Source organism: Glaesserella australis (genome assembly GCF_003260095.1).
GTDB classification, from domain to species: Bacteria; Pseudomonadota; Gammaproteobacteria; order Enterobacterales; family Pasteurellaceae; genus Glaesserella; species Glaesserella australis.
Genome location: NZ_PTPX01000013.1, coordinates 123325 through 149976, shown reverse-complemented (window position 1 = coordinate 149976; position 26652 = coordinate 123325). Strand labels below are relative to the sequence as shown.

Below are 26652 nucleotides of genomic sequence, written 5' to 3'. Positions count from 1 at the left end.
TTGTACCGCTTGTAATAAAAAACGGGACATTATAGCAAATGATTTGACTCGTGCGAAAAGCAGAGTACCATTTCGCTATCAGATGATTACAAGGATTTCCTGTGCAATTTTTTTCCATTATGCGTATTGTTGGCATCTTGGTGATGTGTTTTTCATTCACGATGTTGGTGCCAGCCTTTGTGGCGTTGATTTATGATGACGGCGGCGGTCGGGCGTTTTTAGAAGCTTTTGTGCTGAACTTAAGCGTTGGTACGGCGTTGTGGTGGTTTTGTCGAAAATATAAGCAAGAGCTACGTTCCCGTGAAGGTTTTTTGATTGTGGTACTGTTTTGGGTGGTGTTAGGTTCACTCGGGGCAGTGCCGTTTATTCTGTTGGAAAATCCCGATCTGAATTTCTCCGAATCCATTTTTGAGTCGTTTTCAGGACTAACGACCACAGGGGCAACGGTGATCACGGGCTTAGACAGCTTGCCGAAAGCAATTTTGTTCTATCGTCAGTTTTTGCAATGGCTCGGCGGAATGGGGATCATCGTGTTGGCGGTGGCGATTATTCCGTTGTTGGGTATTGGCGGAATGCAGCTGTACCGTGCGGAAATGCCTGGACCTCTGAAAGAGCAAAAAATGCGTCCACGCATTGCGGAAACGGCAAAGGCGTTGTGGCTGATTTATCTCTCTTTGACGGTGTTGTGTGCCTTTGCTTATTGGTTTGCAGGAATGAGCGGTTTTGATGCAATTTCTCACAGTTTTGCGACAGTGGCGATTGGCGGTTTTTCCACTCACGATGCCAGTATCGGCTACTTTAACAGCCCGATGATTGACTTGATTACGGTGCTGTTTTTGCTAATTTCGTCTTGTAATTTCGCCTTGCATTTTGCCGTGTTCGACCAGTTTAACGACCGCTACAAAGGCAACAACAAGTCGAATTTTCTCGGTTTGTATTGGAAAGATTACGAATTTCGCTTTTTTATTACAGTGCAGTTGGCGTTATTTGTGATCTGTTTTGTTGTGCTTTGGGCATATAACTACTTTGGTGATCATTCCTCCACCTTTATTCAAGCGCTGTTTCAGTCCGTCTCAATTTCGACCACCGCAGGTTTTACTACTAACGATTTCAGTCAATGGCCTTCATTTTTACCGTTGTTGTTAGTGTTGGCTTCGTTTATCGGCGGCTGTGCGGGTTCAACGGGGGGCGGGTTGAAGATGTTCCGTGTGTTGTTGCTTTATTTGCAAGGAAAACGGGAAATTCACCGCTTTATTCACCCGAATGTAATCCAGCCGATTAAACTTGGCAGACACGTTTTATCGGAACGAATTGTTGAAGGTGTGTGGGCGTTTTTCTCTGCTTATTTCTTTGTGTTTGTGGTCTGTTGGCTGGCAACCATTGCGTGCGGAATGGAAACCTTTGATGCGTTAAATGCGGTGATCGCCAGCCTGAATAATCTCGGTCCAGCCTTAGGTACAGTGAGCAGTAACTTTACTCAAATTCCCGATAGTGCTAAATGGGTTTTAACCTTTGCTATGGTGTGTGGACGTTTGGAAGTCTTTACCTTATTGGTGATTTTAAGCCCAAGTTTTTGGCGGGATTAACAAGCGGTTACATTCTTTAAGAATTCTGCAAATCACTATTAACAAGTTGTTAATTTTTTTGATCTAAATAAAATTTTTTCTTTTTTCAGCTATTTTCTCTTTGGAAATGTGAATCAGATCACAGCCAGAGAGAAAATAGCGTCATTATAATAAATACAGAAATTTCACTCATAATATTTGGTGAAGCCCAAAATGATGTTGAAGTTCACTGAATATTATCCGTGCTTTTTCAAATTTATCTTGATTATAAATTGAATAAATAAGGAGAAGATCATGATTATCGGTTGCCCAAAAGAAGTTAAAGTCCAAGAGTATCGTGTTGGTTTAACCCCTGCAAATGTACAATCTTATGTTGAAGCAGGTCATACCGTTTATATCGAACATGGAGCAGGTGCGGAAATCGGGTTCCCTGACGAAGCTTATCAAGCTGCAGGTGCAACACTCACCGACAAAGCAACCTTATTTGCGAAAAGTGATATGATCATTAAAGTGAAAGAGCCTATCGAATGTGAATATCACTACTTCCGCGAAAACCAAATTCTCTATACCTACCTTCACCTTGCCGCAGACAAACCACTTACCGAAATGTTACTTGAACGCAAAATTCAATCTGTGGCGTATGAAACCATTAAAACCCCAGCAGGCTTACCTTGCTTAGCACCGATGAGTGCGATTGCAGGTCGTTTAGCGACATTAGAGGGTGCGAAATATATCCAAAAAACCTTTGGCGGTGCAGGCGTATTATTAAGTGGTACGGCTGGTACACCAAAAGCGAAAGTGGTGATTTTAGGTGGTGGCGTCGTTGGCTTAAATGCAGCACAAATTGCAATGGGTATCGGGGCAGATGTGACTATCTTGGACATTAACGCCGCTCGTCTTGCTTATATCGACCAAATCTTCGATATGAAGATCAAAACGCTCACCAGCTCTCGTGGCAACATTTTAAGCTTATTACCAGATGCTGATGTAGTTATTGGTGCTGTCTTAATTCCGGGAGCGAAAGCACCGCATCTTCTTCGTCGTGAAGATCTCAAATTGATGAAAAAAGGTGCTGTGTTAGTAGACGTAGCGATTGACCAAGGCGGTTGCTTCGAAACTTCTCATCCAACTACACACAATGAGCCAATTTATGAAGTGGACGGCGTAATTCACTACTGTGTTGCTAATATGCCTGGCTGTGTGGCTCGTACTTCAACCTTAGGCTTAACCGACTCAACCTTAGAATTTGGCTTAAAACTTGCTGCTCTAGGCGTGAAAGAAGCGTGCTTGGCAGATCCAGCCTTATTACAAGGTCTCAACACTTACAACGGTAAATGTACATTCAAAGGCGTAAGTGATGCCTTTGGTATTGCGTATACCGATCCAAAAGACGCATTAAATTAATCAAGCTAAGCTGTATTGATCAAGAACACCCCCTGAGTAATCAGGGGGACACCATTTATCCATTTCAAATTAGCGGTTGTGTTCGCTTGACTAGCCTACTTTCTGCTATTTTTAAAAGAGGTATACTATGAGTGACAATAACAAACCTGAACGGCAGTCTTGGTCTAGTCAATTAACTTATATTTTAACAGTTGCAGGGGCAACTGTCGGCTTTGGTGCAACGTGGCGTTTCCCTTATCTTGTTGGGGAAAACGGTGGCGGTGCTTATGTATTTCTTTTCTGTTTAGCGATGATCGTGATCGGTATCCCGATGATCTTAGTTGAGAATGTGATCGGTCGTCGTATGCAAGTCAATTCCATTGATGCTTTTAGTGGCGAAGCGAATGGCAAAAAAATCCATGCTGCATGGAAATTTTTAGGTTATATGGGACTACTGGGTTCTTTTGGTATTTTAGCTTATTACATGGTACTGGGTGGTTGGGTACTGACTTACATTGGTAGCCTTGCGACAGGTGGCTTAGATCTTTCATCTCCAGTGACTATTGAAACAACATCCGCTTATTTTAAAGACCATATCCAAAATAGTCCTTCCACCGTTATTCTCTATACAGGGCTGTTTGTTGCGGTGAACTACTTTATTTTGATTCGGGGAATTAAAGAAGGGATTGAAAAGTCTGTTAAATTATTGATGCCGTTACTTTTTGTCTTCCTGATCATTATGATTATTCGTAATGTGACCTTGCCTGGTGCATCAGAGGGTATTGCATTCTACCTTATCCCTGATTTCTCAAAAATCACACCAAAACTCTTTGTGTTCGTGTTAGGGCAAGTGTTCTTCGCATTAAGTCTCGGTTTCGGGGTGCTTATCACTTTGTCCAGTTACTTGTCTAAACAAGAAAACTTGGTGAAAACCGCCACAATCACAGGGGTGATTAACACCTTAATTGCAGTAGCCGCAGGTTTTATGATCTTCCCATCGCTCTTTACCTTTAATGTTGCGCCAAATTCAGGTCCAACCTTGGTATTCCAAAGTTTACCGATCGTCTTCTCACATATGTGGGCGGGTACTATCTTTGCGATTATCTTCTTTGGATTATTGATTACTGCCGCACTGACAACGTCTATTACTATTTATGAAGTATTGATTACTGCTTTACAAGAAAAAACGAGCTTAAGTCGTAAACAAGCGATTACCTTGACTCTCGCAGGAATCTTTATTGTAGGAAATATCCCTTCAGTCTTAGGCGATAATGTTTGGAGCAGTGTGAAAATCGCAGGTATGAGTATCTTTGATGCCTTTGACTATATCAGTGGTAACATTCTCTTCGTATTAACGGCATTAGGTAGTGCTATTTTTGTGGGATATGTATTAAAAGATGAAGCGAAGAAAGAGTTAGGTGCAGGTGAAAAATTTACAAAGGTTTGGTTTAACTATGTACGTTTTGTTATCCCTGTTTTAATTATCGTCATTTTCGTGAATTCTCTCTAACTAAAAGAATGCAAGCGGTGAGTTTCGTCTGAAATTTTACAAAATTTCACGCGTATCTCACCGCTTGTCTTTTATGCTTTTAGTTTACCCGCACAGCTTTCAAGCTGTTCTGCTAACTTCATTTTTGCTTTTTGGATTTTATCCCCAAAACGTGCTTGAAGTTGAGCATTGAGTTGTTGCCATAACTTAGGTGTTCTAGACAAGGTATTTTGGCTTGTGCTCAATGTTTCTACCAATGCCTGTTGTGTAGAGAGTAATTGAGCTTTTCGCTCGTTCATCTGTTGATTCATACTCTCTTGTAAACGATGTTGAATCGTTTGGTTTAGCTCGTTTAAATCAACATTATCTTGAGTAAGTGATTGCTCGAATTCTTCAAGGATATCGTGAAATACTAAAGGCTGTTCAAGCATTGTCATTGTATCGTTAATTTGTGCAAGCTGATTTTGCAGACGCTCTTGCTCATTTTTAAGTAAAGTAAGGAAGCTCTCACTTTTTTCGATATCTTGTGCTAGCAGCCCCTTTAACTCTTGCTTTTTTTGCTCTGCGGTTGTATTTAATTCAGCAATACGCTGTTCAATCATTTGTTGAATATCTTGAGTTGTCATCATAGTTTCCTCTTGGTTTGTTTTTTATCATAAATGCGAAAGTCTGAGCTTTCGTCTTGGGGCATTACAACAAATAAAACTGAAGAAAAGCTTAAGAAGATCAAAAAAATGAATCTTTCATAAGAAAATGTTGAAAAGATCGTGGCAACGGGGGCAGAAAATGCTAGAATTGCACGCTTTAAAAATTGAACGTTCTCTTTTTTAATAAATTTTAGGTTGTCTATGGCTAAAGAAATTCAAACTACAAGCCCTGAGAAAGTAGAAAATAAGGGTGTAAAAAGTAAAGGCGTAAATAACGTATTATGGGTGCTTTCAATTGCACTACTCGCAGTTGCTGCTGTAGGTAATACGTATTTTGCAACACATTTTTCATTAATCGTGCGAGTTCTGCTCTTAGTTGTATTATGTGCAGGGGCATTAGGTTTAGCGGCGATTACTAACCAAGGTCAAAAAGCGATTGGTTTTATAAAAGACTCTCGTCAAGAGTTACGTAAAATTATTTGGCCAACACGCTCAGAAACTACACAAACTACATTAATCGTTGTCGCAATGTGTGTGGTTGTTGCCTTAGCATTATGGGGTATTGACTCTATTATCGTATTAATTATTGATTTCCTAACTAACTTGAGATTCTAAAATGAGCGAAATTGAAGTAATTGAACAAGAAAAAGATACCAGCAAAATGCGTTGGTATGTTTTACAAGCATTTTCTGGCTTTGAAGCTCGTGTTGCAATGACCTTACGCGAGTACATCAAATTGCATAAAATGGAAGATCAATTTGGTGAAGTTTTAGTTCCAACAGAAGAAGTCGTTGAAAATGTTGGCGGTCGTCGTCGTAAAACTGAACGTAAATTCTTCCCAGGCTACGTACTTGTACAGATGGAAATGAATGACGACACATGGCATTTAGTAAAAAGCGTACCACGTGTAATGGGCTTTATTGGTGGAACCGCAGATAAACCTGCGCCAATTTCAAGAGCAGAAGCGGATCGCATTCTTAATCGTGTACAAGAAACCGCAGATAAACCACGTCATAGAACCGAATTCCACCCAGGTGAAGAAGTGCGTGTTAAAGAAGGTCCATTTGCTGACTTTACCGGAACCGTTGAAGAAGTGGATTACGAAAAAGGACGTGTTAAAGTCTCTGTTTCAATCTTCGGTCGTGCAACGCCTGTTGAGCTTGAGTTTGGTCAAGTTGAAAAACAAAACGGTTAATTTGTAAAATTTTGCTTAAATCTAACCGCTTGTAATGTGATGTTACAAGCGGTTTTTTTACGACGACATAAGCTGTCGCAGTGGTTTTGTATAATGGTTTTCCCATTAGTTCGTACACAAAAGGAAAATTTATGTTAAATAACATTATCAAAATCGCAGCTGTTGGCTTAGTAGGTGTGGGCCTAAAGAAAATTTACGACAATTTTATTGAAGCCGAACAAGATAAAGACAATGAAAAAAACGATGAAAAACGCAATGAACAAAGCGTGGAACAATCTAAGGAGACTAAGATAACGTTAGAAACAGTTGTCCAAGCTCTCCATTTGGATAAATCAATTCCATTGTCGGCATATCATTTCCAAAAAGATGGTTATTCGCTAAGTGAGGCAGCAAAAGAAAAAGACCCAATGATGAAGTTGATGGCACTTGCTGGACGAGAATCTTTAGATCAAGAGCCGTTCTACCAATATCTCAAAATGCATTTGCCTGAGGCGTCTAAAAAATGGAGTGATGAGCAGAAAAATGAATTTGTTGGAAAGGTCTTGTCCACCTTTGAAGGGGCTTTTCGTTGGGATTATTATCACGCAGAACATCCAGCTAACATTCTTGATATGTGTAATGCTAAAGGCAAAATGAGAGATTGTTTGCGTTTTGTTGCCGAGCTTTTTCCTGATGTAGAGCAAGGAAAGCGATTGTCACTGATTCTTAAAGAAGTTGAGCGAATTCAGAACCGCTTGAAAAATCCAATTTACAATAAAAACCAAACACCAAGTGTGAAGTTCCAAGATATTCGACTGAAATTTGCCATAATTCAACAGTTAATGGCAACTGGAGAACTCAAACCCGCTTTTGACCATAAGCTGTTTGCCGAAGAATTTACCTATTTCTTGGAGCCTGCTTTTCCGAGTAGCGAAGCGGGAGACTATATGCTTAATTTGGATATTTCCCAATACCAACTTAATCAGATAAGTGAACTCTATTTGAATCATTATTCGGGTGATTTCTCGTTTTTGCATTTGCCAAGTAGTGTAACTGGGGATATGAGTATTCACTACTTCGACTACCGTAATCGTCCTGCGGATATTATGCCAATGACAACTAACGTTATCAAAGATTTGGCGTTGTTGCCGAATCTAAAATACCTTTATCTACCAAAAGATAAACCTTTTGAGATCATCGATATTGGCAAGTTTGGTCTTTGCAAATTATCTGACGGCACATACTCAACATCAGCACAAGGCATTAAAATAGACAATCTCACATTGCCAAAAGCTTTTATTAAAGCGCTCCATGAGAAAGGGATTACTGTCTATCACGGAGGAACGGAGCTTGATTTCGCAACCATTTTAAATAACAAAAATGCTTGAAATTCGATCTAAATTTCAAGTATAATCCGCACCTTATTGACGAGTTGGCTTGGCTGACTCGTCTTTTTATGTGGCACTTGTGTGCTTTGTACATCGGGGAGCTAGTTATCTAGCGTTATCACCCAATTTAGAGGAAACTTAAAAATGGCAAAAAAAGTCCAAGCCTACGTTAAACTGCAAGTTGCAGCGGGTATGGCTAACCCATCACCACCAGTTGGTCCAGCATTAGGTCAACAAGGTGTGAACATCATGGAATTCTGTAAAGCATTCAACGCTCGTACTGAGAGCTTAGAAAAAGGTTTACCAATTCCAGTGGTTATCACTGTTTATGCAGACCGTTCATTTACATTCGTAACCAAAACTCCACCAGCAGCAGTATTATTGAAAAAAGCTGTAGGTATCAAATCTGGTTCAGGTAAACCGAACAAAGATAAAGTGGGTACAGTGACTCAAGCACAATTACGTCAAATCGCTGAAACTAAAGCAGCGGATATGACTGGTGCAACTATCGAAACCAAAATGAAATCAATCGCTGGTACAGCTCGTTCAATGGGCTTAATCGTAGAGGAATAATACAATGGCTAAATTGACTAAAAAAATGAAAGCAATTAAAGCTGGCGTAGATTCTACTAAAGCTTATGAAATCAACGAAGCAATCGCAGTATTAAAACAATTCGCGACAGCTAAATTCGTTGAGAGCGTGGACGTTGCAGTAAACTTAGGTATCGACCCGCGTAAATCAGACCAAAACGTACGTGGTGCAACAGTATTACCACACGGTACAGGTCGTACAGCTCGCGTAGCAGTATTCACACAAGGTGCAAACGCAGAAGCAGCGAAAGCAGCTGGTGCAGACTTAGTGGGTATGGAAGATCTTGCAGAGCAAATCAAGAAAGGCGAAATGAACTTTGACGTTGTTATCGCTTCTCCAGATGCAATGCGTGTTGTAGGTCAATTAGGTCAAGTATTAGGTCCACGTGGCTTAATGCCAAACCCGAAAGTTGGTACTGTAACTCCAAACGTTGCTGAAGCAGTTAAAAATGCAAAATCAGGTCAGATCCGTTACCGTAACGACAAAAATGGTATTATCCATACCACAATCGGTAAAGCAGACTTCGCACCTGAGCAATTAAAAGAGAACCTTCAAGCGTTATTAGCGGCATTAGTTAAAGCGAAACCGACAACAGCAAAAGGTATCTTTATCAAGAAAGTAAGCATCTCTACCACAATGGGTGCTGGTGTAGCAGTTGATCAAGCTTCACTATAATTTGTTGATAAATTAAACTTTACAAGACCGTAGGTTATCTCTATAATCTACGGCTCTTTTTGGCTGAAAAGCCATGATGGTGCTTGCCTTATCTCAAGCCCCATCCAAGACCGTAGGTGAACCTGTGTGAACAGTTTCTTAATGAAAACAACCTACGTAGATGGTGAACAGACAGAATTATCTGCTTCTGTACACCTTGAGGCTCAAAAACGTCGCTCAAGCGGTTACTTTTTGAGATTTTTTGTAAATTCCACGTTTTATGTGGAGTGTATCAGGAGCTAAAACCAATGGCATTAAATCTTCAAGACAAACAAGCAATTGTTGCTGAAGTAAACGAAGCTGCCAAAGGTGCCCTTTCAGCTGTAGTTGCGGATTCTCGTGGCGTAACAGTTGATAAAATGACCGAGTTACGTAAATCTGCACGTGAAGCAGGTGTAACTATGCGCGTTGTACGTAATACTTTATTACGTCGTGCGGTAGAAGGCACTGAATTCGAGTGCTTAAAAGATACGTTTACTGGTCCAACTCTTATTGCATTCTCTAACGAACACCCAGGTGCAGCAGCACGTTTGTTCAAAGACTTTGCAAAAGCAAACAAAGAGTTTGAAGTTAAAGGTGCAGCCTTTGAAGGTAAAATCCAAGATGTTGAATTCTTGGCAACATTACCAACTTACGAAGAAGCAATTGCACGTTTAATGGGCACAATGAAAGAAGCTGCGGCAGGCAAACTTGTTCGCACTCTTGCGGCATTACGCGACAAATTACAAGAAGCGGCATAATTTTTATTCGCCGTATTCTCAACTCGTTTAACTTATTTACTTTAGGAATTGATTGTTATGTCATTAACTAACGAACAAATCATTGAAGCGATTGCTTCTAAATCAGTATCAGAAATCGTTGAATTAATCACTGCGATGGAAGAAAAATTCGGTGTATCAGCAGCGGCAGCAGCAGTTGCAGTAGCAGCAGGTCCAGCAGAAGCAGCAGAAGAGAAAACTGAATTCGATGTTATCCTTGCAGACGCAGGTGCTAACAAAGTAGCAGTAATCAAAGCAGTACGTGGTGCAACTGGTTTAGGCTTAAAAGAAGCTAAAGACTTAGTTGAATCTGCTCCAGCAGCATTAAAAGAAGGCATCTCTAAAGGTGAAGCTGAAGCACTTAAGAAAGAATTAGAAGAAGCTGGCGCGAAAGTAGAAATCAAATAATTTTGATTTTAGCTCAACTTTTCGAAGTTCAGAAAACCCCGATGGAAACATCGGGGTTTTTGTTTTTTATACTTCTTACGAATTAATATAATAGAGTGATTTATCCCACCTAGTACTAATAGAAATTCTATTTTTGGGAAAGTTAGTAGGAATCTTTATGTAAGAATTTTATTTTCCAATCATTGCTTTTACGGAGAAAAGTGATGAGTATATATTTCAATGTTATTGCGAAAATGTACTTTAAATTGAGTTGATAAAAATCCACCAATCTGCTAAAATTCCCAATCCGAATTTCGCATATATGGCTAGATGAATTTTCGTCTAGCCTTTTGTGCTTGAATAAAGTTGGCTTGATTTGCGTCGTTTTAATTAAGCTAACATATTCATTTATAAGATGTTGTGTAAATTTATAGATCGACATTACAAGCGGTTTGTTTTAAGCAAAAATTTGCAAAACCGTTCCTCCCCAAGCGAGCCTCTGCGGTAGTGATTTTTGACCCTTTGTGTGAACTTGGAAAACGACACCTCGTATCATTTTTATAATGCCACTTCCTGCCAGTCTTTAGGCGGATTGTGAAAACTCAACCAACAAAACTCAGAGGCTATATTTAAATGGCATACTCATATTCCGAGAAAAAGCGTATCCGTAAGAGCTTTGGTAAACGTCCACAAGTTCTGAACGTACCTTATCTATTAACCATTCAGCTTGACTCTTTCGATAAATTTATCCAAAGAGATCCTGAAGGACTTCAAGGTTTAGAAGCGGCATTCCGTTCAGTGTTCCCGATTGTGAGCAGCAACGGTGCTACTGAATTACAATACGTTTCTTACGAATTAGGCGAGCCAGTATTTGATGTGCGTGAATGCCAAATTCGTGGTACAACCTACGCCGCTCCATTGCGTGTAAAACTTCGTCTTGTGACCTTTGACCGTGAAGCTGCAGCAGGCACAGTCAAAGACATTAAAGAGCAAAACGTTTATATGGGCGAAATCCCGTTGATGACCGACAACGGTACATTCGTGATCAACGGTACTGAGCGTGTTATCGTGTCTCAGTTACATCGTAGCCCGGGCGTGTTCTTCGATTCTGACAAAGGTAAAACCCACGCTTCAGGTAAAGTGCTTTATAACGCACGTATCATTCCTTACCGTGGTTCTTGGTTAGACTTCGAGTTCGACCCGAAAGATAACTTATATGCACGTATCGACCGCCGCCGTAAATTACCGGCAACCATTATTTTGCGTGCTTTAGGTTACACCACCGAAGAAATTCTGAATATGTTCTTTGAAACGGTTACTTTCCGTGTTCAAGACAACAAATTATTAATGACCCTTGTGCCAGAGCGTCTGCGTGGTGAAACCGCTGCGTTTGATATTGAAGCAAACGGCAAAGTGTATGTAGAAAGCGGCCGCCGTATCACTGCACGCCACATTCGTGCGTTAGAAAAAGATGATGTTACGCACATTGAAGTGCCAACAGAATATATTGTTGGACGTGTAACCGCTAAAGATTATGTTGATCTTTCTACAGGTGAAATTGTTTGCCCTGCGAACAGCGAAATTAGCTTAGAAACCCTTGCAGCCCTTGCTCAAGCAGGTTACAGCGAAATCGAAGTGTTATTCACCAACGATTTAGACTACGGCCCTTATATTTCTGAAACTTTACGTATTGACCCAACTTACGACCGTTTATCTGCGTTAGTCGAAATCTACCGTATGATGCGTCCAGGTGAGCCACCGACAAAAGAAGCGGCAGAAGCGTTATTTGACAATATGTTCTTCTCAACCGACCGCTATGATTTATCGGCAGTAGGTCGTATGAAGTTCAACCGTTCATTAGAAATTCCTGAAGGCGTTGGCACGGGCATTTTAAGCAACGATGACATCATCGGCGTAATGAAAAAATTGATCGAAATCCGTAATGGTCGTGGCGAAGTGGACGATATTGACCACTTAGGCAACCGCCGTATTCGTTCAGTGGGTGAAATGGCGGAAAACCAATTCCGTATCGGCTTAGTGCGTGTTGAGCGTGCGGTACGTGAGCGTCTCTCTTTAGGCGACTTAGACAACGTTGCTCCACAAGATTTAATCAATGCGAAACCGATTTCTGCGGCAGTAAAAGAGTTCTTCGGCTCATCACAACTTTCGCAATTTATGGATCAAAACAACCCGCTTTCAGAAGTGACCCACAAACGCCGTATTTCTGCGTTAGGTCCGGGCGGTTTAACCCGTGAGCGTGCTGGCTTTGAAGTGCGTGACGTACACACCACACACTACGGTCGTTTATGTCCGATTGAAACCCCTGAGGGTCCAAACATCGGTTTGATCAACTCACTTTCTGTGTATGCTCGTACCAATAACTACGGCTTCTTAGAAACGCCATTCCGTAAAGTTGTGAATGGTCAAGTAACCGAAGAAATCGAGTACTTATCAGCGATTGAAGAGGGCGGTTTTGTTATCGCTCAGGCGAACTCAAACTTAGATGATAACTTCCACTTTACCGACACTTATGTAACCTGTCGTAAACACGGCGAGTCAGGCTTATACAAACCTGAAGAGATTGACTATATGGACATCTCTACACAACAAGTAGTTTCGGTTGCGGCGGCGTTAATTCCGTTCCTTGAGCACGACGATGCGAACCGTGCGTTAATGGGTGCAAACATGCAACGTCAAGCAGTACCAACCTTGCGTGCAGACAAGCCGTTAGTCGGTACAGGTATGGAAAAACCGATTGCTCTTGACTCTGGTGTAGCGGTTGTGGCGAAACGTGGTGGTACAATCCAGTACGTTGATGCGTCTCGTATCGTGGTGAAAGTCAATGAAGATGAAACCGTTGCAGGTGAAGCTGGTATTGATATTTATAACTTAATCAAATATACCCGTTCAAACCAAAACACCTGTATCAACCAAATTCCTTGTGTGAAATTAGGTGAGCCAGTTGGTCGTGGTGAAATCTTAGCAGACGGCCCTTCAACAGACTTAGGTGAGTTGGCGTTGGGTCAAAATATCCGTGTGGCATTTATGCCTTGGAACGGCTATAACTTCGAAGACTCAATGTTAGTCTCTGAGCGTGTGGTACAAGAAGATCGCTTCACCACAATCCACATTCAAGAGTTATCTTGTGTGGCTCGTGATACCAAATTAGGTGCAGAAGAGATCACCGCAGATATTCCAAATGTGGGTGAGTCGGCATTAAGCAAACTTGACGAGTCAGGTATCGTGTATATCGGTGCGGAAGTGAAAGGCGGCGATATTCTCGTGGGTAAAGTGACACCAAAAGGTGAAACCCAATTAACTCCAGAAGAGAAATTATTGCGTGCGATCTTTGGTGAAAAAGCGTCTGATGTAAAAGATAGCTCACTGCGTGTACCAAACGGCACATCAGGTACGGTTATTGATGTTCAAGTCTTTACCCGTGATGGCGTAGAGAAAGACAAACGAGCGAAAGACATCGAAGAAATTCAGTTGCGTGAAGCGAAAAAAGACTTAACCGAAGAGTTAGAGATCTTAGAAGCAGGCCTATTCACTCGTGTTCGCAACTTGTTGATCGAAGGCGGTGTTGCTGAAGCAACCTTAGACAACCTTGCTCGTGAAAAATGGTTAGAACAAACCTTAGATGACGAAGCGAAACAAAATCAGCTTGAGCAACTTGCAGAACAGCACGAAGAGTTACGCAAAGAGTTTGAACGTAAACTTGAGATCAAACGCAACAAGATCATTCAAGGGGACGATTTAGCACCAGGCGTGTTGAAAGTGGTGAAAGTTTACCTTGCGGTGAAACGCCAAATTCAACCAGGCGATAAAATGGCAGGTCGTCACGGTAACAAAGGGGTTATCTCGAAAATCAACCCTGTGGAAGATATGCCGTATGACGAAAACGGTCAGCCAGTGGAAATCGTGTTGAACCCGTTGGGTGTTCCGTCTCGTATGAACATCGGTCAGATTTTGGAAACCCACTTAGGCTTAGCGGCTCGTGGTATCGGTGATCAAATCGACAAGATGATCAAACAACAGCAAGAAATTGCGAAATTGCGTGAATATATCCAAAAAGCCTACGATTTAGGTCACGGTGCACAAAGCGTAGATTTAAGCACCTTCTCTGATGAAGAAGTCATGCGTTTAGCACAAAACTTACGCAAAGGCTTACCGCTTGCGACACCAGTATTTGACGGTGCGCACGAAAGCGAAATCAAAGGCTTGTTAGAGTTAGGTGGCTTGCCGACATCAGGTCAAATTACCTTATATGATGGTCGTACTGGTGAGAAATTCGAGCGTCCTGTAACCGTAGGTTATATGTATATGCTCAAATTGAACCACTTAGTTGATGACAAAATGCACGCACGTTCAACAGGTTCTTATAGTCTTGTTACTCAACAACCACTGGGCGGTAAAGCACAATTCGGTGGTCAGCGTTTCGGTGAGATGGAGGTTTGGGCATTAGAAGCATACGGTGCCGCTTACACCTTACAAGAGATGCTCACGGTGAAATCGGACGACGTAAACGGTCGTACGAAGATGTACAAAAACATCGTGGACGGTACACACTATATGGAACCGGGAATGCCAGAGTCCTTTAACGTTATTACCAAAGAGATCCGTGCATTAGCGATTGATATGGAGTTGGACGAAGCGTAATACACTTCCTCTCCCCCGCAGGCGGGGGAGAGACAGCTCAAAATTGCGTAAGGCAATTTTGAGCAGAGAGAGGGGAATAGCGAACTTCGCAAAGCCCTCTCCCTGAAAAATTGCTGAACGCAATTTTTCTGTCCCTCTCCCGCAAGCGGGAGAGGGGAAATGTAAAACAAGCGGTCAAATCTCGCAAAAATTTTGCAAAAACCAACCGCTTGCAACCAAAGATTTTCATTTGAAGTGGTTATTTATCGGTAGCCATTTCAAGAACAAAAACCTCAAATCAGGGGCAAAAAAGTGAAAGACTTAGTGAAGTTTTTAAAAGCACAATCAAAATCAAACGATGATTTCGATGTGATTAAAATCGGTTTAGCTTCGCCAGATAAGATCCGTTCGTGGTCTTTCGGTGAAGTAAAAAAACCAGAAACCATCAACTACCGTACATTCAAACCTGAGCGTGACGGTCTTTTCTGTGCGCGTATTTTCGGGCCTGTGAAAGATTACGAATGTCTTTGTGGTAAATATAAACGCTTAAAACACCGTGGTGTGATTTGTGAAAAATGTGGCGTTGAAGTCACGCAAACCAAAGTTCGCCGTGACCGTATGGGTCATATCGAATTGGCTTGCCCTGTGGCACACATTTGGTTCTTAAAATCGCTTCCGTCCCGTATCGGCTTAATTCTTGATATGCCGTTGCGTGATATTGAACGTGTGCTTTATTTTGAAAGCTATGTGGTGATCGAGCCGGGTATGACTGATTTAGAGAAGAATCAGTTATTAACCGAAGAGCAGTTCTTAGACGCAGAAGAGCGTTGGGGCGATGAGTTTGAAGCGAAAATGGGTGCAGAAGGTATCCAAGCGTTACTCAAAGACTTAGATTTAGAACATCAATGTGAAATGTTGCGTGAAGAGTTACAAGAGACCAACTCTGAAACCAAACGCAAAAAAATCACTAAACGCTTGAAATTACTTGAAGCATTCATTCAATCAGGCAACAAACCTGAATGGATGGTGATGACCGTATTACCAGTGCTTCCGCCAGATCTTCGTCCGTTAGTACCGCTTGATGGTGGTCGTTTTGCGACTTCAGATCTGAACGATTTATATCGCCGTGTGATCAACCGTAACAACCGTTTAAAACGTCTTTTAGACTTAATCGCACCAGATATTATCGTGCGTAACGAAAAACGTATGTTACAAGAGTCGGTCGATGCGTTATTAGATAACGGTCGCCGTGGTCGTGCAATTACGGGTTCTAACAAACGTCCATTAAAATCTTTGGCAGATATGATCAAAGGTAAACAAGGTCGTTTTCGTCAGAACTTGTTAGGTAAACGTGTTGATTATTCAGGTCGTTCGGTAATCACCGTAGGTCCATACTTACGCCTACATCAATGTGGTTTGCCGAAGAAAATGGCGTTGGAATTATTCCGTCCGTTTATCTACTCAAAATTAGAGAGCCGTGGCATTGCTTCAACCATTAAAGCAGCGAAGAAAATGGTTGAGCGTGAAGATCCGATTGTATGGGATATTCTTGCAGAAGTTATCCGTGAACACCCGATCCTGCTTAACCGTGCGCCAACACTTCACCGTTTGGGTATCCAAGCGTTTGAACCGTTGTTGATTGAAGGTAAAGCGATCCAGTTACACCCACTTGTGTGTGCGGCGTTCAACGCGGACTTCGATGGTGACCAAATGGCGGTGCACGTTCCATTAACGTTAGAAGCGCAATTAGAAGCCCGTGCGTTAATGATGTCCACCAACAACGTACTTTCACCAGCGAACGGCGATCCGATTATCGTACCAAGCCAAGACGTTGTTCTCGGTCTTTACTATATGACCCGTGAGAAAGTAAACGGCAAAGGCGAAGGCATGTACTTCCTTGACCCACGTGAAGCGGAAAAAGCATACCGCACAGGTCAAGCGGAATTACACTCTCGTGTCAAAGTGCGTATTACCGAATATGAGAAAAACGCAAGCGGTGAGTTTGAAGCGACAACCAGCTTAGTGGATACCACGATTGGTCGTGCGATCTTATGGATGATTTCACCAAAAGGTATGCCGTTCAAACTGTTCAACCAAACCTTAGGCAAAAAAGCGATTTCAAAATTAATCAACGAAAGCTATCGCCGTTTAGGGTTGAAAGAATCGGTTGTGTTTGCTGACCAAATTATGTACACCGGTTTTGCTTATGCGGCACGTTCTGGTTCATCGGTTGGTATTGACGATATGGTGATCCCAGCTCAGAAATATGACATTATTTCAGCGGCGGAAGAAGAAGTTGCAGAGATCCAAGAGCAGTTTAACTCAGGTCTTGTTACCGCTGGTGAGCGTTATAACAAAGTGATCGATATTTGGGCGGCAGCGAATGAGCGTGTTGCCAAAGCGATGATGGAAAACTTATCGACAGAAGAAGTGTTAAACCGTGAAGGTCAGCCAGAGAAACAAGCATCATTCAACAGCATCTTTATGATGGCGGACTCAGGGGCTCGTGGTTCTGCAGCACAGATTCGTCAGTTAGCGGGTATGCGTGGTTTGATGGCTCGTCCAGACGGCTCGATCATCGAAACGCCAATCACGGCAAACTTCCGTGAGGGCTTGAACGTTCTTCAGTACTTTATTTCAACCCACGGTGCGCGTAAAGGTCTTGCGGATACGGCGTTGAAAACAGCGAACTCTGGTTACTTGACCCGCCGTTTAGTTGATGTGGCACAAGACTTAGTGATCATCGAAGACGACTGTGGCACTCACGAAGGTATCGTGATGACTCCACTTATCGAAGGTGGCGATGTGAAAGAAGCCTTGCGTGATCGTGTGTTAGGTCGTGTGGTAGCGGAAGATGTGTTAAAACCAGGTTCAGAAGAAGTGTTAATCCCACGCAACACCTTAATCGATGAGAAATGGTGTGATGTGATCGACCGTGAATCTGTTGATGTGATTAAAGTGCGTTCAGTGGTAACCTGTAACACAGACTTTGGTGTCTGTGCGAAATGTTACGGACGTGATTTGGCGCGTGGTCACTTAATCAACCAAGGTGAAGCTATCGGTGTTATTGCGGCACAGTCAATCGGTGAGCCGGGTACACAGCTAACGATGCGTACGTTCCATATCGGTGGTGCGGCATCTGCGGCAGCCAAAGAGTCTAGCATTCAAGTGAAAAATGCGGGTACGATTAAATTAACCAACGCTAAAGCGGTGACGAATAAAGACGGCAAATTAGTACTCACGTCTCGTAACACCGAATTAACGGTGGTGGACGCATTCGGTCGTACCAAAGAAAACTATAAAGTGCCTTACGGCGCAGTACTTTCAAAAGTCGATGGTGCTGATGTAAACGCAGGTGAAGTGGTTGCGAACTGGGATCCGCATACAATGCCGATCATCTCGGAAGTAAGCGGTTTCATCAAGTTTAGCGACATCGTGGACGGCTTAACCGTTACTCGTCAAACGGACGAACTCACAGGTTTATCATCTGTGGTAGTTCAAGACGTGGGTGAACGTGCGACAGCAGGTAAAGATTTACGTCCAGCATTAAAATTAGTTGATGCACAAGGTAACGACATCTTAATTGCAGGCACAGACGTAGCGGCACAATACTTCCTACCAGGTAAAGCGATTGTGACCTTAAATGACGGTGCAGAAATCTCTGTGGGTGAAGCGTTAGCACGTATTCCACAAGAATCAACGGCAACCAAAGATATTACCGGTGGTCTTCCACGCGTAGCAGACTTATTTGAAGCTCGTAAACCGAAAGAGCCAGCGATCCTTGCGGAAATTTCAGGTATCGTTTCATTTGGTAAAGAAACCAAAGGAAAACGCCGCTTGTTAATTACCCCAGCGGAAGGCGAGACACACGAAGAGATGATTCCAAAATGGCGTCAGCTCAACGTATTTGAAGGCGAAATGGTACAACGTGGTGATGTGATTTCCGATGGTGCAGAAACACCACACGACATCTTACGCTTACGTGGCGTTCACGCCGTAACTGACTACATCGTAAACGAAGTGCAAGAAGTTTACCGCTTACAAGGGGTAAAAATTAATGACAAGCACATCGAAGTTATCGTACGTCAAATGTTGCGTAAAGCGGTTATCACCAACGCTTACGACTCAGAGTTCTTAGAAGGCGAACAAGTTGAAGTGGCACGTGTGAAAATTGCCAACCGCAAACGTGTTGCCGAAGGTAAACCAGAAGTGGAATTTGAACGTGAATTGCTCGGTATCACCAAAGCATCACTTGCAACAGAGTCATTTATCTCTGCCGCATCGTTCCAAGAAACCACCCGTGTGCTTACCGAAGCTGCCGTTGCAGGTAAACGTGACGAATTACGTGGCTTAAAAGAGAACGTCATCGTGGGTCGCTTAATCCCAGCAGGTACTGGTTTTGCTTACCACAAAGAGCGTGCAAAACGCCGTATCTCTGACGAAGAGATCAACATCGCACAAGCGGCAGTTTCCGCTTCTTCTTTTGCAACCGCAGAAGAGATCGAAGCCGAAACCCAAAGCTTCGTAAACGATGAAGCTACTCAAAATCTTGCGGCATTATTAAACGCAGGTTTTGACGCTGAAGACGAAGAGTAAATCGTAGGGTGGGCCCCCTTGCCCACCGTTGAATGAAAAAGCCCCAAGCTATGAGAAGTTTGGGGCTTTTTGTATTTTTAAAACGCGTAAGTTTATTTTATTTTTGAAACATAAGTTTTACGCTTAATCTAGCGATTGCGCATAAATCTTGATGCTCATTTCTTATCTCAACTTGCCACACTTGGCTCTCTTTGCCTAAATGTAATGGCGTGGCTTTGCCTGTTGCTTTGCCACTTTTAACAGCTTTCAAATGGCTGATATTCAGCTCTGTTCCTACGGGGATTTGATTTTCTTCGCAACAGAGTAATGCTGCTGCCGATCCGAGTGTTTCAGCCAACGTTGCTGAAATGCCGCCGTGCAATAAGCCAAAAGGTTGGGTTGTGCGGTGATCAACAGGTACCGTAGCTTCTAGGCTGTCGCTATGTTTAACGGTAAATTCAATGCCTAAATGAGAGATCGCTGAGTGCTGGCAAAGTTGGTTGAGCTGTTCAATGGTGGTTGATTTTTTCCAAATCATAATGCAAATTCCTGTATAATAGTAAAACAAAAGCCTGTTCAAACAAACAGGCTTTGTGTATAATTTTGCTCAATGTTTGACTGTGTAATACAGCTAAACAGAGGCGGATCTGCTAGACAGTCCGCCAGTTCGCACCTGATGGGCTGTTAAAGTAGATCCTAAGTTTATTCAACATAGGATAAAAACTATGAAGAAGTTATATTTATTTTTCATCGTTATTCTGCTTTGCTTGTTGCTCAAAGGTGACACAGCTGGAATGATGTAGCAGAAAACGCTGGCAAAGGGCGAAGGCAATCGCCCTTTGTTTTTTATTTTATGCCTATTTTTTAGCTAGGTCAATAAATCACTTCCAACAACGCTTGCACAGGGTGTTTAAGGATTTTGTGTTCCATTCGTTTTACTTGGCTGCGGCAGGAGTAGCCTGTGGCGAGGCAACGGTTGAGATCTTTGCCTTGCAGTTTGACTTGCCACGACTGAGCGTAAATACCTTTCGACATCGCAATGTGCTTGGTTTCGTGTCCGAATGTGCCAGCCATTCCGCAGCAGCCGATATTTTCTGCCACCAATTTCTCGCCAAAATGGGCAAAAATCTGTTGCCACTCTTTCAGGCTGTTTGGCAATGCGGTGCTTTCGGTGCAGTGGGCGAACAAGTGCCACGGCAAGCGGTCGGTTTCGAGCGTTTTTTTGCAATGTTCGAGTGAGCCGTTTTTCAGTTGAGCCAATAGCCATTCGTGAGCCAACAACACCTTAAATTCGCCACGTTCGCCTTTTAAAATTTGGCGATATTCATCACGATAAATCAAGGTTAAAGCAGGATCGACCCCAACCATTGTAATGCCAAGTTTCGCCACACGGTTTAGCAATTCCGCTTGATTGCGAGCGGTTTTGGCGAATTTGTGCAAAAAGCCTTTGATATGTTGAGCCTTACCCGTTGGGTTGAACGGTAGCACTATCGGCTTAAAGCCAAGTTGTTGAGCAAGTTGCACGAAGTCGGCAACCACTTTGGCATCGTAATAAGACGTAAACGGATCTTGCACCACAATCACATAGTTGCAAATTTCCGCCCCAATTTGACCGCTTGCAACAAGCTGTTCTAACTCTTCTAGGGTTTTGCCTTGATAGCCGATTTCGACCAACTGCTGTTGTAAATTCGGCACGGATAACGCAGGCAGATCAACCATTCCAATGGTTCGGCTTGAGACACTTTCCGCCAACTTGTTGGCGCTGAAAAAGTTAAACAGTTTCGGTTGTTTTGCCATTAGCGGTGCGACAAATTCGAGATTTGCCACCACATAATCTTTCAGCGGACGCAAATAGCGGCGGTGATACAGTTCGTTAAATTGTGAGCGGAAAGTCGGCACATCAATTTTAATCGGACACTGGCTGGCACAGGCTTTACAGGCAAGGCAGGTATCCATTGCCGCTTTCACTTCGTGAGAAAAATCATATTCTTGATCTTTTCGCCACTGATAGCGGATTTTCTTGGCAAAATCGACCAATTTCGCCGATCTTTGCTGTTTTTCAAAAATCAGTTCATCAGGGGAAACATTTTGCTCTGCCAACAGTCGCAACCATTCACGGATCAACGCCGCACGCCCTTTCGGTGAGAACAGGCGATTACCCGAAATTTTCATTGACGGACACATTGTACTGTGTACATCAAAATTGAAGCACAAACCGTTGCCGTTGCAGTTCATCGCCCCTTTGAATGCTTCACGCACTTGGATCGGAATTTGGCGGTCGAGATCGGCTCGCATTTGCGAGTCAATCGGGTAGAGCGTCCCTTGACTGTTGAGCGGTGTACAGATTTTGCCCGGATTTAAGCGATTTTGCGGATCGAACAGCTGTTTGATGTAGCGAAGCTCTTGCCACAAGGTTTCGCCGAAGAAGCGTTCGCCGTAGGCAGAACGCATTCCCTTGCCGTGTTCGCCCCAAATCAAGCCGCCGTATTTGGCGGTGAGTTCCACCACTTGATCGGAAATCGCTTTGAATTTGGCGACTTGCTCTCGGTCGCACAAATCAAGGGTGGGGCGGACGTGCAACACGCCTGCATCAACGTGTCCGAACATTCCATAGGCTAAGCCGTGTTGGTCAAGCAGTTGGCGAAATTCGGCGATATAGTCGGCGAGATGCTCGGGCGGCACGCAGGTATCTTCCACGAAAGCGATCGGTTTTGCCCAACCTTTTGCGTTGCCGAGCAAGCCGACTGCCTTTTTCCGCATTGCATAAATTTTTTCGATAGAAGCAAGATCGTGGCAAATTTGATAGCCGATGATACCGCTTGTGCTGTCCTGAATTTTTTCATCTAACGCTTGGCACAAGGCGGCAATTCGCTCATCATTTTGAGCCTTATCGTTAGAGGCATATTCCACAATGTTAATCCCTAAAATCGGATTATCTTCGTCTTCCGTCAGCAAATCCGACACCGAATGCCACACAATATCTTGTTTGGCAAGGTTCAGTACTTTGGAGTCCACCGTTTCCACCGATAAAGCGTTGGCTTGCAACATAAAAGGAGCGGAACGCAAGGCAGCATCAAACGAGTTGTATTTGATGTTAATCAGGGTACGAAATTCGGGAATCGGCAATAGATTGAGCTTGGCTTCACAAATAAAGGCGAGAGAGCCTTCGGAACCCGTTAAAATTCGAGTGAGATTAAATTCCGACAGATCGTCATTGAACACGTTTTTTAGATCGTAACCCGTCAAAAAGCGGTTGAGCTGCGGCAGTTCTTTTAACACCGTTGGGCGTAACGCTTGGCAACGTTGGAAAATCTCTTTGTGAAGATGTTTGCCGTTGGCAGACAGATTGAGTTGGTCTAAATTTGCAGAAAAATCGTTTGTTTTGACCGCTTGTGTGTCCAAAATTTCGCCGTTCATCAACACCGCTTTAATCGCCAAAATATGATCGGAGGTTTTGCCATACTGCAACGAGCCTTGCCCCGATGCGTCTGTGTTGATCATACCGCCTAAAGTCGCACGGTTGCTGGTCGAAAGTTCAGGCGAAAAAAACAAGCCGTGCGGTTTGAGAAATTGATTGAGCTGATCCTTAACCACGCCAGCCTGCACTCGCACCCAACGTTCTTGCACATTCAGCTCAAGAATTTGAGTTAAATGACGAGAGAGATCGACAATGATATTGTTATTCAGCGACTGCCCGTTAGTACCCGTCCCTGCACCACGCGGGGTAAAAGTCAAAGCGTGGAACGCTGGCTTTTGGGCAAGTCTGGTTAAAATCACCACATCGGCAACGGATTTCGGAAATAAAATCGCTTGCGGAAGTTGCTGATAAACACTGTTATCGGTGGCAAGCGAGAGACGGTCGGCATAATTTGAGGCAATATCACCGCTAAAATGTTGCTGTTTCAGTTCCGCTAAGTATTGTTGAACAAGCGGATTCAGCTGGGGTATGTTGGCAAGACGTGGGATCATATTCATGTTATTCGATTATTAAAAGCGTTAACTAAATATTAGCAAGATTTTCAATGAATGAAATATATTCAACTTTATTTGACAAAAAACTTAAAAAACATGATTTTTGTAGTAAATATTTACAAATAATTACGATTTTAGTTGAACTTATGATTGATTTTAGCAAATTTTATAAGGATAATTCAGAAATTCTTGGCTTTAGGGGGTATGTAGCTTAAAGACTAGAATATAGCATTTATGCTATGACAGAATTTTTAGATAAAAGTTCTCTTGTTTTTAGGATTTTTCCTAGTAGAATATATCCCGAAATTCGCACCTATTTTTAGGTAGAACATTAAGGCCTAATTATCTAATTTTTTAGATATTAGGATGTTTATTTTAATCTCGATGACGATTATATAGAGGATCATCAAATGAAAAAATCAGTAATCGCTTTAGCTGTTTCAGGCTTAGCATTAGCATCAGTTGCAAACGCAGCTCCACAAGCTAACACTTTCTACGTGGGTGCTAAAGCAGGTTGGGCAACTTTCCACAATGATATCAATCAAATTGACTCTAAATACGCTAACGATGCACGTTATGATGCTACTAACACCAAATACGGTATCAATCGTAACTCTGTAACTTACGGTGTATTCGGTGGTTATCAAATCATTGATAACTTAGCTGTTGAGTTAGGTTATGACTACTTCGGTCGCGTTCGTGGTAACGAAGGTGATTTCCGTGCAATGAAACACTCTGCGCATGGTACACACTTAAGCTTAAAACCAAGCTATGAAGTAGCTAACGGTTTAGATGTGTACGGTAAAGTTGGTGCAGCATTAATTCGTAATGACTATAAAGTATATAGTCAAACAGCAGCAACTGAAAAAGCTCACAACTTAAAAACTTCTTTATTATTAGGTGCTGGTGTTGAGTATGCAATTCTTCCAGAATTAGCATTCCGCGTAGAATATCAATGGTTAAGCCGTGTTGGTAACTACACAAAAGCTGCTGCAAAAGCTAATTGGAATGACAACGGTACTTATAGCCCAGATGCACACTCAGTATCTGCAGGTTTAACTTACCGCTTCGGTCAAGGTGCAGCACCAGTAGCAGCACCAGAAGTTGTAACTAAAAACTTCGCATTCAGCTCAGATGTATTATTTGACTTCGGTAAAGCAAGCTTAAAACCAGCAGCAGCACAAGCATTAGATGCAGCGCACACTGAAATCAATGGTTTAGGTTTAGCGAACCCAGCGGTACAAGTAAATGGTTACACAGACCGCATTGGTAAAGAAGCTTCAAACTTAAAACTTTCACAACGTCGTGCAGAAACAGTAGCTAACTACATCGTATCTAAAGGTGTAAACCCAGCGAACGTAACAGCAGTAGGTTACGGTGAAGCAAACCCAGTAACTGGCAACACATGTGACGCAGTTAAAGGTCGTAAAGCATTAATTGCTTGCTTAGCACCAGACCGTCGTGTTGAAATCCAAGTTCAAGGTTCAAAAGAAGTTTCTATGTAATAACTTCTTAAGCTGAAAAGCTCAAAAATTGCTCGCTTTTGCGAGCAATTTTCTTTTATAGAACAAATAATTATTTTTTTTAAATAATTTTATTGGTATAATTTATATACTTATTGTGAGATTCTTTCTCTTCAAAAGAGAGTAAGTATGTATGCGTAACGTTAATATGTTTACGTAACTTTTTATTTTAGACGTTTAGATGAGGATCATCAAAATGAAAAAATCTGTAATTGCATTAGCCGTATCTGGTTTAGCATTGGCTTCTGTAGCTAATGCAGCACCGCAACAAAACACTTTTTATGCAGGTGCTAACGTGGGTTGGTCATCATTCCATGATGGTATTAAACAATTAGACGCTAAAGATGGCGGGAAATATGGTATTAACCGTAATGGCGTAACTTATGGCGTATTCGCAGGCTATCAAATTCTTAATCAAGCGAATGTTGGTTTAGCTGCAGAAGTTGGTTATGAGCGTTTTGGTCGTGTTCGTGGTCACCAAGATACAGCTACAGGTAACGAAAAACAAACTTTTAAACATTCAGCTCATGGTACAGTGATTAGCTTAAAACCAAGCTATGAAGTCGCGCCTAATTTAGATGTTTTTGGTCGTGTTGGTATTGCGTTAGTAAATAACCGTTACAAAACTGTAGATATTAACACTTATATTCCTACTAAAACAACACGTTTCCAAAGCTCATTATTATTAGGTGCTGGTATTGAGTATGCAATTCTTCCAGAGTTAGCTGTAAATGTTGAATACCAATGGTTAAATAACGTAGGTAAAGCAAGTCAAGCGACCCTTAATCGTATGGGCGCAACAGACTATCGTCCAGATTTAAGTTCTGTTAAAGCAGGTATTGTATACCGCTTTGGTCAAGGTGCAGCACCAGTTGCTCCAGAAGTTGTAACTAAAAACTTTGCATTCAGCTCAGATGTATTATTTGACTTCGGTAAAGCAAACTTAAAACCAGCAGCAGCGCAAGCATTAGATGCAGCTCACACTGAAATCAGTGGTTTAGGTTTAGCGAACCCAGCGGTACAAGTAAATGGTTACACAGACCGTATCGGTAAAGAAGCTTCAAACTTAAAACTTTCACAACGTCGTGCAGAAACAGTAGCTAACTACATCGTATCTAAAGGTGTAAACCCAGCGAACGTAACAGCAGTAGGTTACGGTGAAGCAAACCCAGTAACTGGCAACACATGTGATGCAGTTAAAGGTCGTAAAGCATTAATTGCTTGCTTAGCACCAGACCGTCGTGTTGAAATCCAAGTTCAAGGTTCAAAAGAAGTTTCTATGTAATAACTTCTTAAGCCGAAAAGCTTAAAAGAATGCCCACTGATGTGGGCATTTTTATTTGCAAAAAATCAATAAGAAAAGACCGCTTGTAAGATAAACAAGCGGTCTCTTTTTATTTAAGAAGTGCTTTTAGATTTTCTTTCATCTTATCGACTTGCTCTGTATAGATTTGTTTTTTTTCTAACTCATCAAGTAAATAGTGAATGGTTTCGGAAAGTGTAAGTTCTAGTTGATTAGCTTGCTTTGAAAGCCTTTGCCAACTCGCATATTCTAAATCAATAGATTTTTTACGGGTTGATTGCTTTTCGGCGTTGAAAAAACGCTTGCGTCTTGCCCGAATGGATTGACGCATTTTTTTGCGTTGCTCTGCGGTCATCTCCGCTTTTATCCATTGCTCAATCTCCTCAGGCGAGTTTTGCAAGGTAGTCAGTAGTTGCACTTTCAGCTCAATCAGGCTCTGCTCATCGTATTTAGTAATATTTTCGCCTTCACGATATTTTTTCAGCAAGTATTTCCATTTCCAGCTCGCTTCTTGAATTTCAAGTTTTTGGTATCGCATTTTGCC

The 26652-nt window shown here is 42.3% G+C and carries 18 protein-coding genes; 14 read left to right on the top strand and 4 right to left on the bottom strand.

What is annotated here, in order from left to right:
• The first annotated feature begins 101 nt into the window (after window positions 1-101).
• The 3 genes from C5N92_RS06565 to C5N92_RS06555 all read left to right on the top strand — a co-directional run bounded on the left by C5N92_RS06565 (window position 102) and on the right by C5N92_RS06555 (window position 4458).
• Window positions 102-1586, top strand: coding sequence for a TrkH family potassium uptake protein (locus tag C5N92_RS06565; protein ID WP_111750042.1), 1485 nt, complete (start codon window positions 102-104; stop codon window positions 1584-1586).
• A gap of 273 nt (window positions 1587-1859) precedes the next feature.
• A complete protein-coding gene (gene ald / locus C5N92_RS06560) occupies window positions 1860-2969 on the top strand; it encodes an alanine dehydrogenase (RefSeq protein ID WP_111750041.1) in 1110 nt (369 codons plus the stop codon).
• A 127-nt stretch (window positions 2970-3096) separates the two neighbouring features.
• On the top strand, window positions 3097-4458 hold the full coding sequence (locus C5N92_RS06555) for a sodium-dependent transporter (RefSeq protein WP_111750040.1): 1362 nt from the start codon (window positions 3097-3099) through the stop codon (window positions 4456-4458).
• 71 nt (window positions 4459-4529) lie between these two features.
• Here the strand turns inward: C5N92_RS06555 and C5N92_RS06550 are convergent, their stop codons facing one another.
• Window positions 4530-5066, bottom strand: coding sequence for a hypothetical protein (locus C5N92_RS06550; RefSeq protein WP_133254059.1), 537 nt, complete (start codon window positions 5064-5066; stop codon window positions 4530-4532).
• 219 nt (window positions 5067-5285) lie between these two features.
• Between C5N92_RS06550 and secE the strand changes: the two genes are divergently transcribed.
• The 9 genes from secE to rpoC all read left to right on the top strand — a co-directional run bounded on the left by secE (window position 5286) and on the right by rpoC (window position 19331).
• Window positions 5286-5699 (top strand): preprotein translocase subunit SecE, encoded by a 414-nt coding sequence (gene secE, locus C5N92_RS06545; RefSeq protein ID WP_111750038.1) that lies wholly within the window; start codon window positions 5286-5288, stop codon window positions 5697-5699.
• 1 nt (window position 5700) lies between these two features.
• Window positions 5701-6279, top strand: a complete 579-nt coding sequence (gene nusG / locus C5N92_RS06540; protein WP_111750037.1) for a transcription termination/antitermination protein NusG — start codon at window positions 5701-5703, stop codon at window positions 6277-6279.
• 131 nt (window positions 6280-6410) lie between these two features.
• Window positions 6411-7646, top strand: coding sequence for a DUF6892 domain-containing protein (locus C5N92_RS06535; RefSeq protein ID WP_111750036.1), 1236 nt, complete (start codon window positions 6411-6413; stop codon window positions 7644-7646).
• Between the two features lie 144 nt (window positions 7647-7790).
• Window positions 7791-8219 (top strand): 50S ribosomal protein L11, encoded by a 429-nt coding sequence (gene rplK / locus C5N92_RS06530; protein WP_111750035.1) that lies wholly within the window; start codon window positions 7791-7793, stop codon window positions 8217-8219.
• A 4-nt stretch (window positions 8220-8223) separates the two neighbouring features.
• On the top strand, window positions 8224-8913 hold the full coding sequence (gene rplA, locus C5N92_RS06525; RefSeq protein ID WP_111750034.1) for a 50S ribosomal protein L1: 690 nt from the start codon (window positions 8224-8226) through the stop codon (window positions 8911-8913).
• A gap of 287 nt (window positions 8914-9200) precedes the next feature.
• Window positions 9201-9692, top strand: coding sequence for a 50S ribosomal protein L10 (gene rplJ, locus C5N92_RS06520; RefSeq protein ID WP_111750033.1), 492 nt, complete (start codon window positions 9201-9203; stop codon window positions 9690-9692).
• A gap of 57 nt (window positions 9693-9749) precedes the next feature.
• Window positions 9750-10118: a 50S ribosomal protein L7/L12 gene (gene rplL / locus C5N92_RS06515; protein ID WP_005714464.1), complete on the top strand. Its 369-nt coding sequence runs from the start codon at window positions 9750-9752 to the stop codon at window positions 10116-10118.
• A gap of 612 nt (window positions 10119-10730) precedes the next feature.
• Window positions 10731-14756, top strand: a complete 4026-nt coding sequence (gene rpoB, locus C5N92_RS06510; RefSeq protein ID WP_111750032.1) for a DNA-directed RNA polymerase subunit beta — start codon at window positions 10731-10733, stop codon at window positions 14754-14756.
• Between the two features lie 291 nt (window positions 14757-15047).
• Window positions 15048-19331 carry a DNA-directed RNA polymerase subunit beta' gene (gene rpoC / locus C5N92_RS06505; RefSeq protein WP_111750031.1) on the top strand — a complete coding sequence of 1428 codons (4284 nt, stop codon included), beginning with the start codon at window positions 15048-15050 and terminating at the stop codon, window positions 19329-19331.
• A 97-nt stretch (window positions 19332-19428) separates the two neighbouring features.
• On the opposite strand, the gene C5N92_RS06500 is transcribed toward rpoC, so the two are convergent.
• Together C5N92_RS06500 and ydiJ are read right to left on the bottom strand one after the other, a co-directional pair.
• The gene (locus tag C5N92_RS06500) at window positions 19429-19848 is read right to left on the bottom strand and encodes a hotdog fold thioesterase (RefSeq protein ID WP_111750030.1); all 420 of its coding nucleotides are present in this window, start codon (window positions 19846-19848) and stop codon (window positions 19429-19431) included.
• 335 nt (window positions 19849-20183) lie between these two features.
• A complete protein-coding gene (gene ydiJ / locus C5N92_RS06495; protein ID WP_111750092.1) occupies window positions 20184-23279 on the bottom strand; it encodes a D-2-hydroxyglutarate dehydrogenase YdiJ in 3096 nt (1031 codons plus the stop codon).
• Between the two features lie 413 nt (window positions 23280-23692).
• On the opposite strand from ydiJ, the gene ompA (C5N92_RS06490) reads away from it, so the two are divergent.
• Window positions 23693-24787, top strand: coding sequence for a porin OmpA (gene ompA, locus C5N92_RS06490; protein ID WP_111750029.1), 1095 nt, complete (start codon window positions 23693-23695; stop codon window positions 24785-24787).
• A 214-nt stretch (window positions 24788-25001) separates the two neighbouring features.
• Window positions 25002-26090, top strand: a complete 1089-nt coding sequence (gene ompA, locus C5N92_RS06485) for a porin OmpA (RefSeq protein ID WP_111750028.1) — start codon at window positions 25002-25004, stop codon at window positions 26088-26090.
• A gap of 109 nt (window positions 26091-26199) precedes the next feature.
• Here the strand turns inward: ompA (C5N92_RS06485) and matP are convergent, their stop codons facing one another.
• Window positions 26200-26646, bottom strand: a complete 447-nt coding sequence (gene matP, locus C5N92_RS06480; RefSeq protein WP_111750027.1) for a macrodomain Ter protein MatP — start codon at window positions 26644-26646, stop codon at window positions 26200-26202.
• Window positions 26647-26652: the final 6 nt, after the last annotated feature.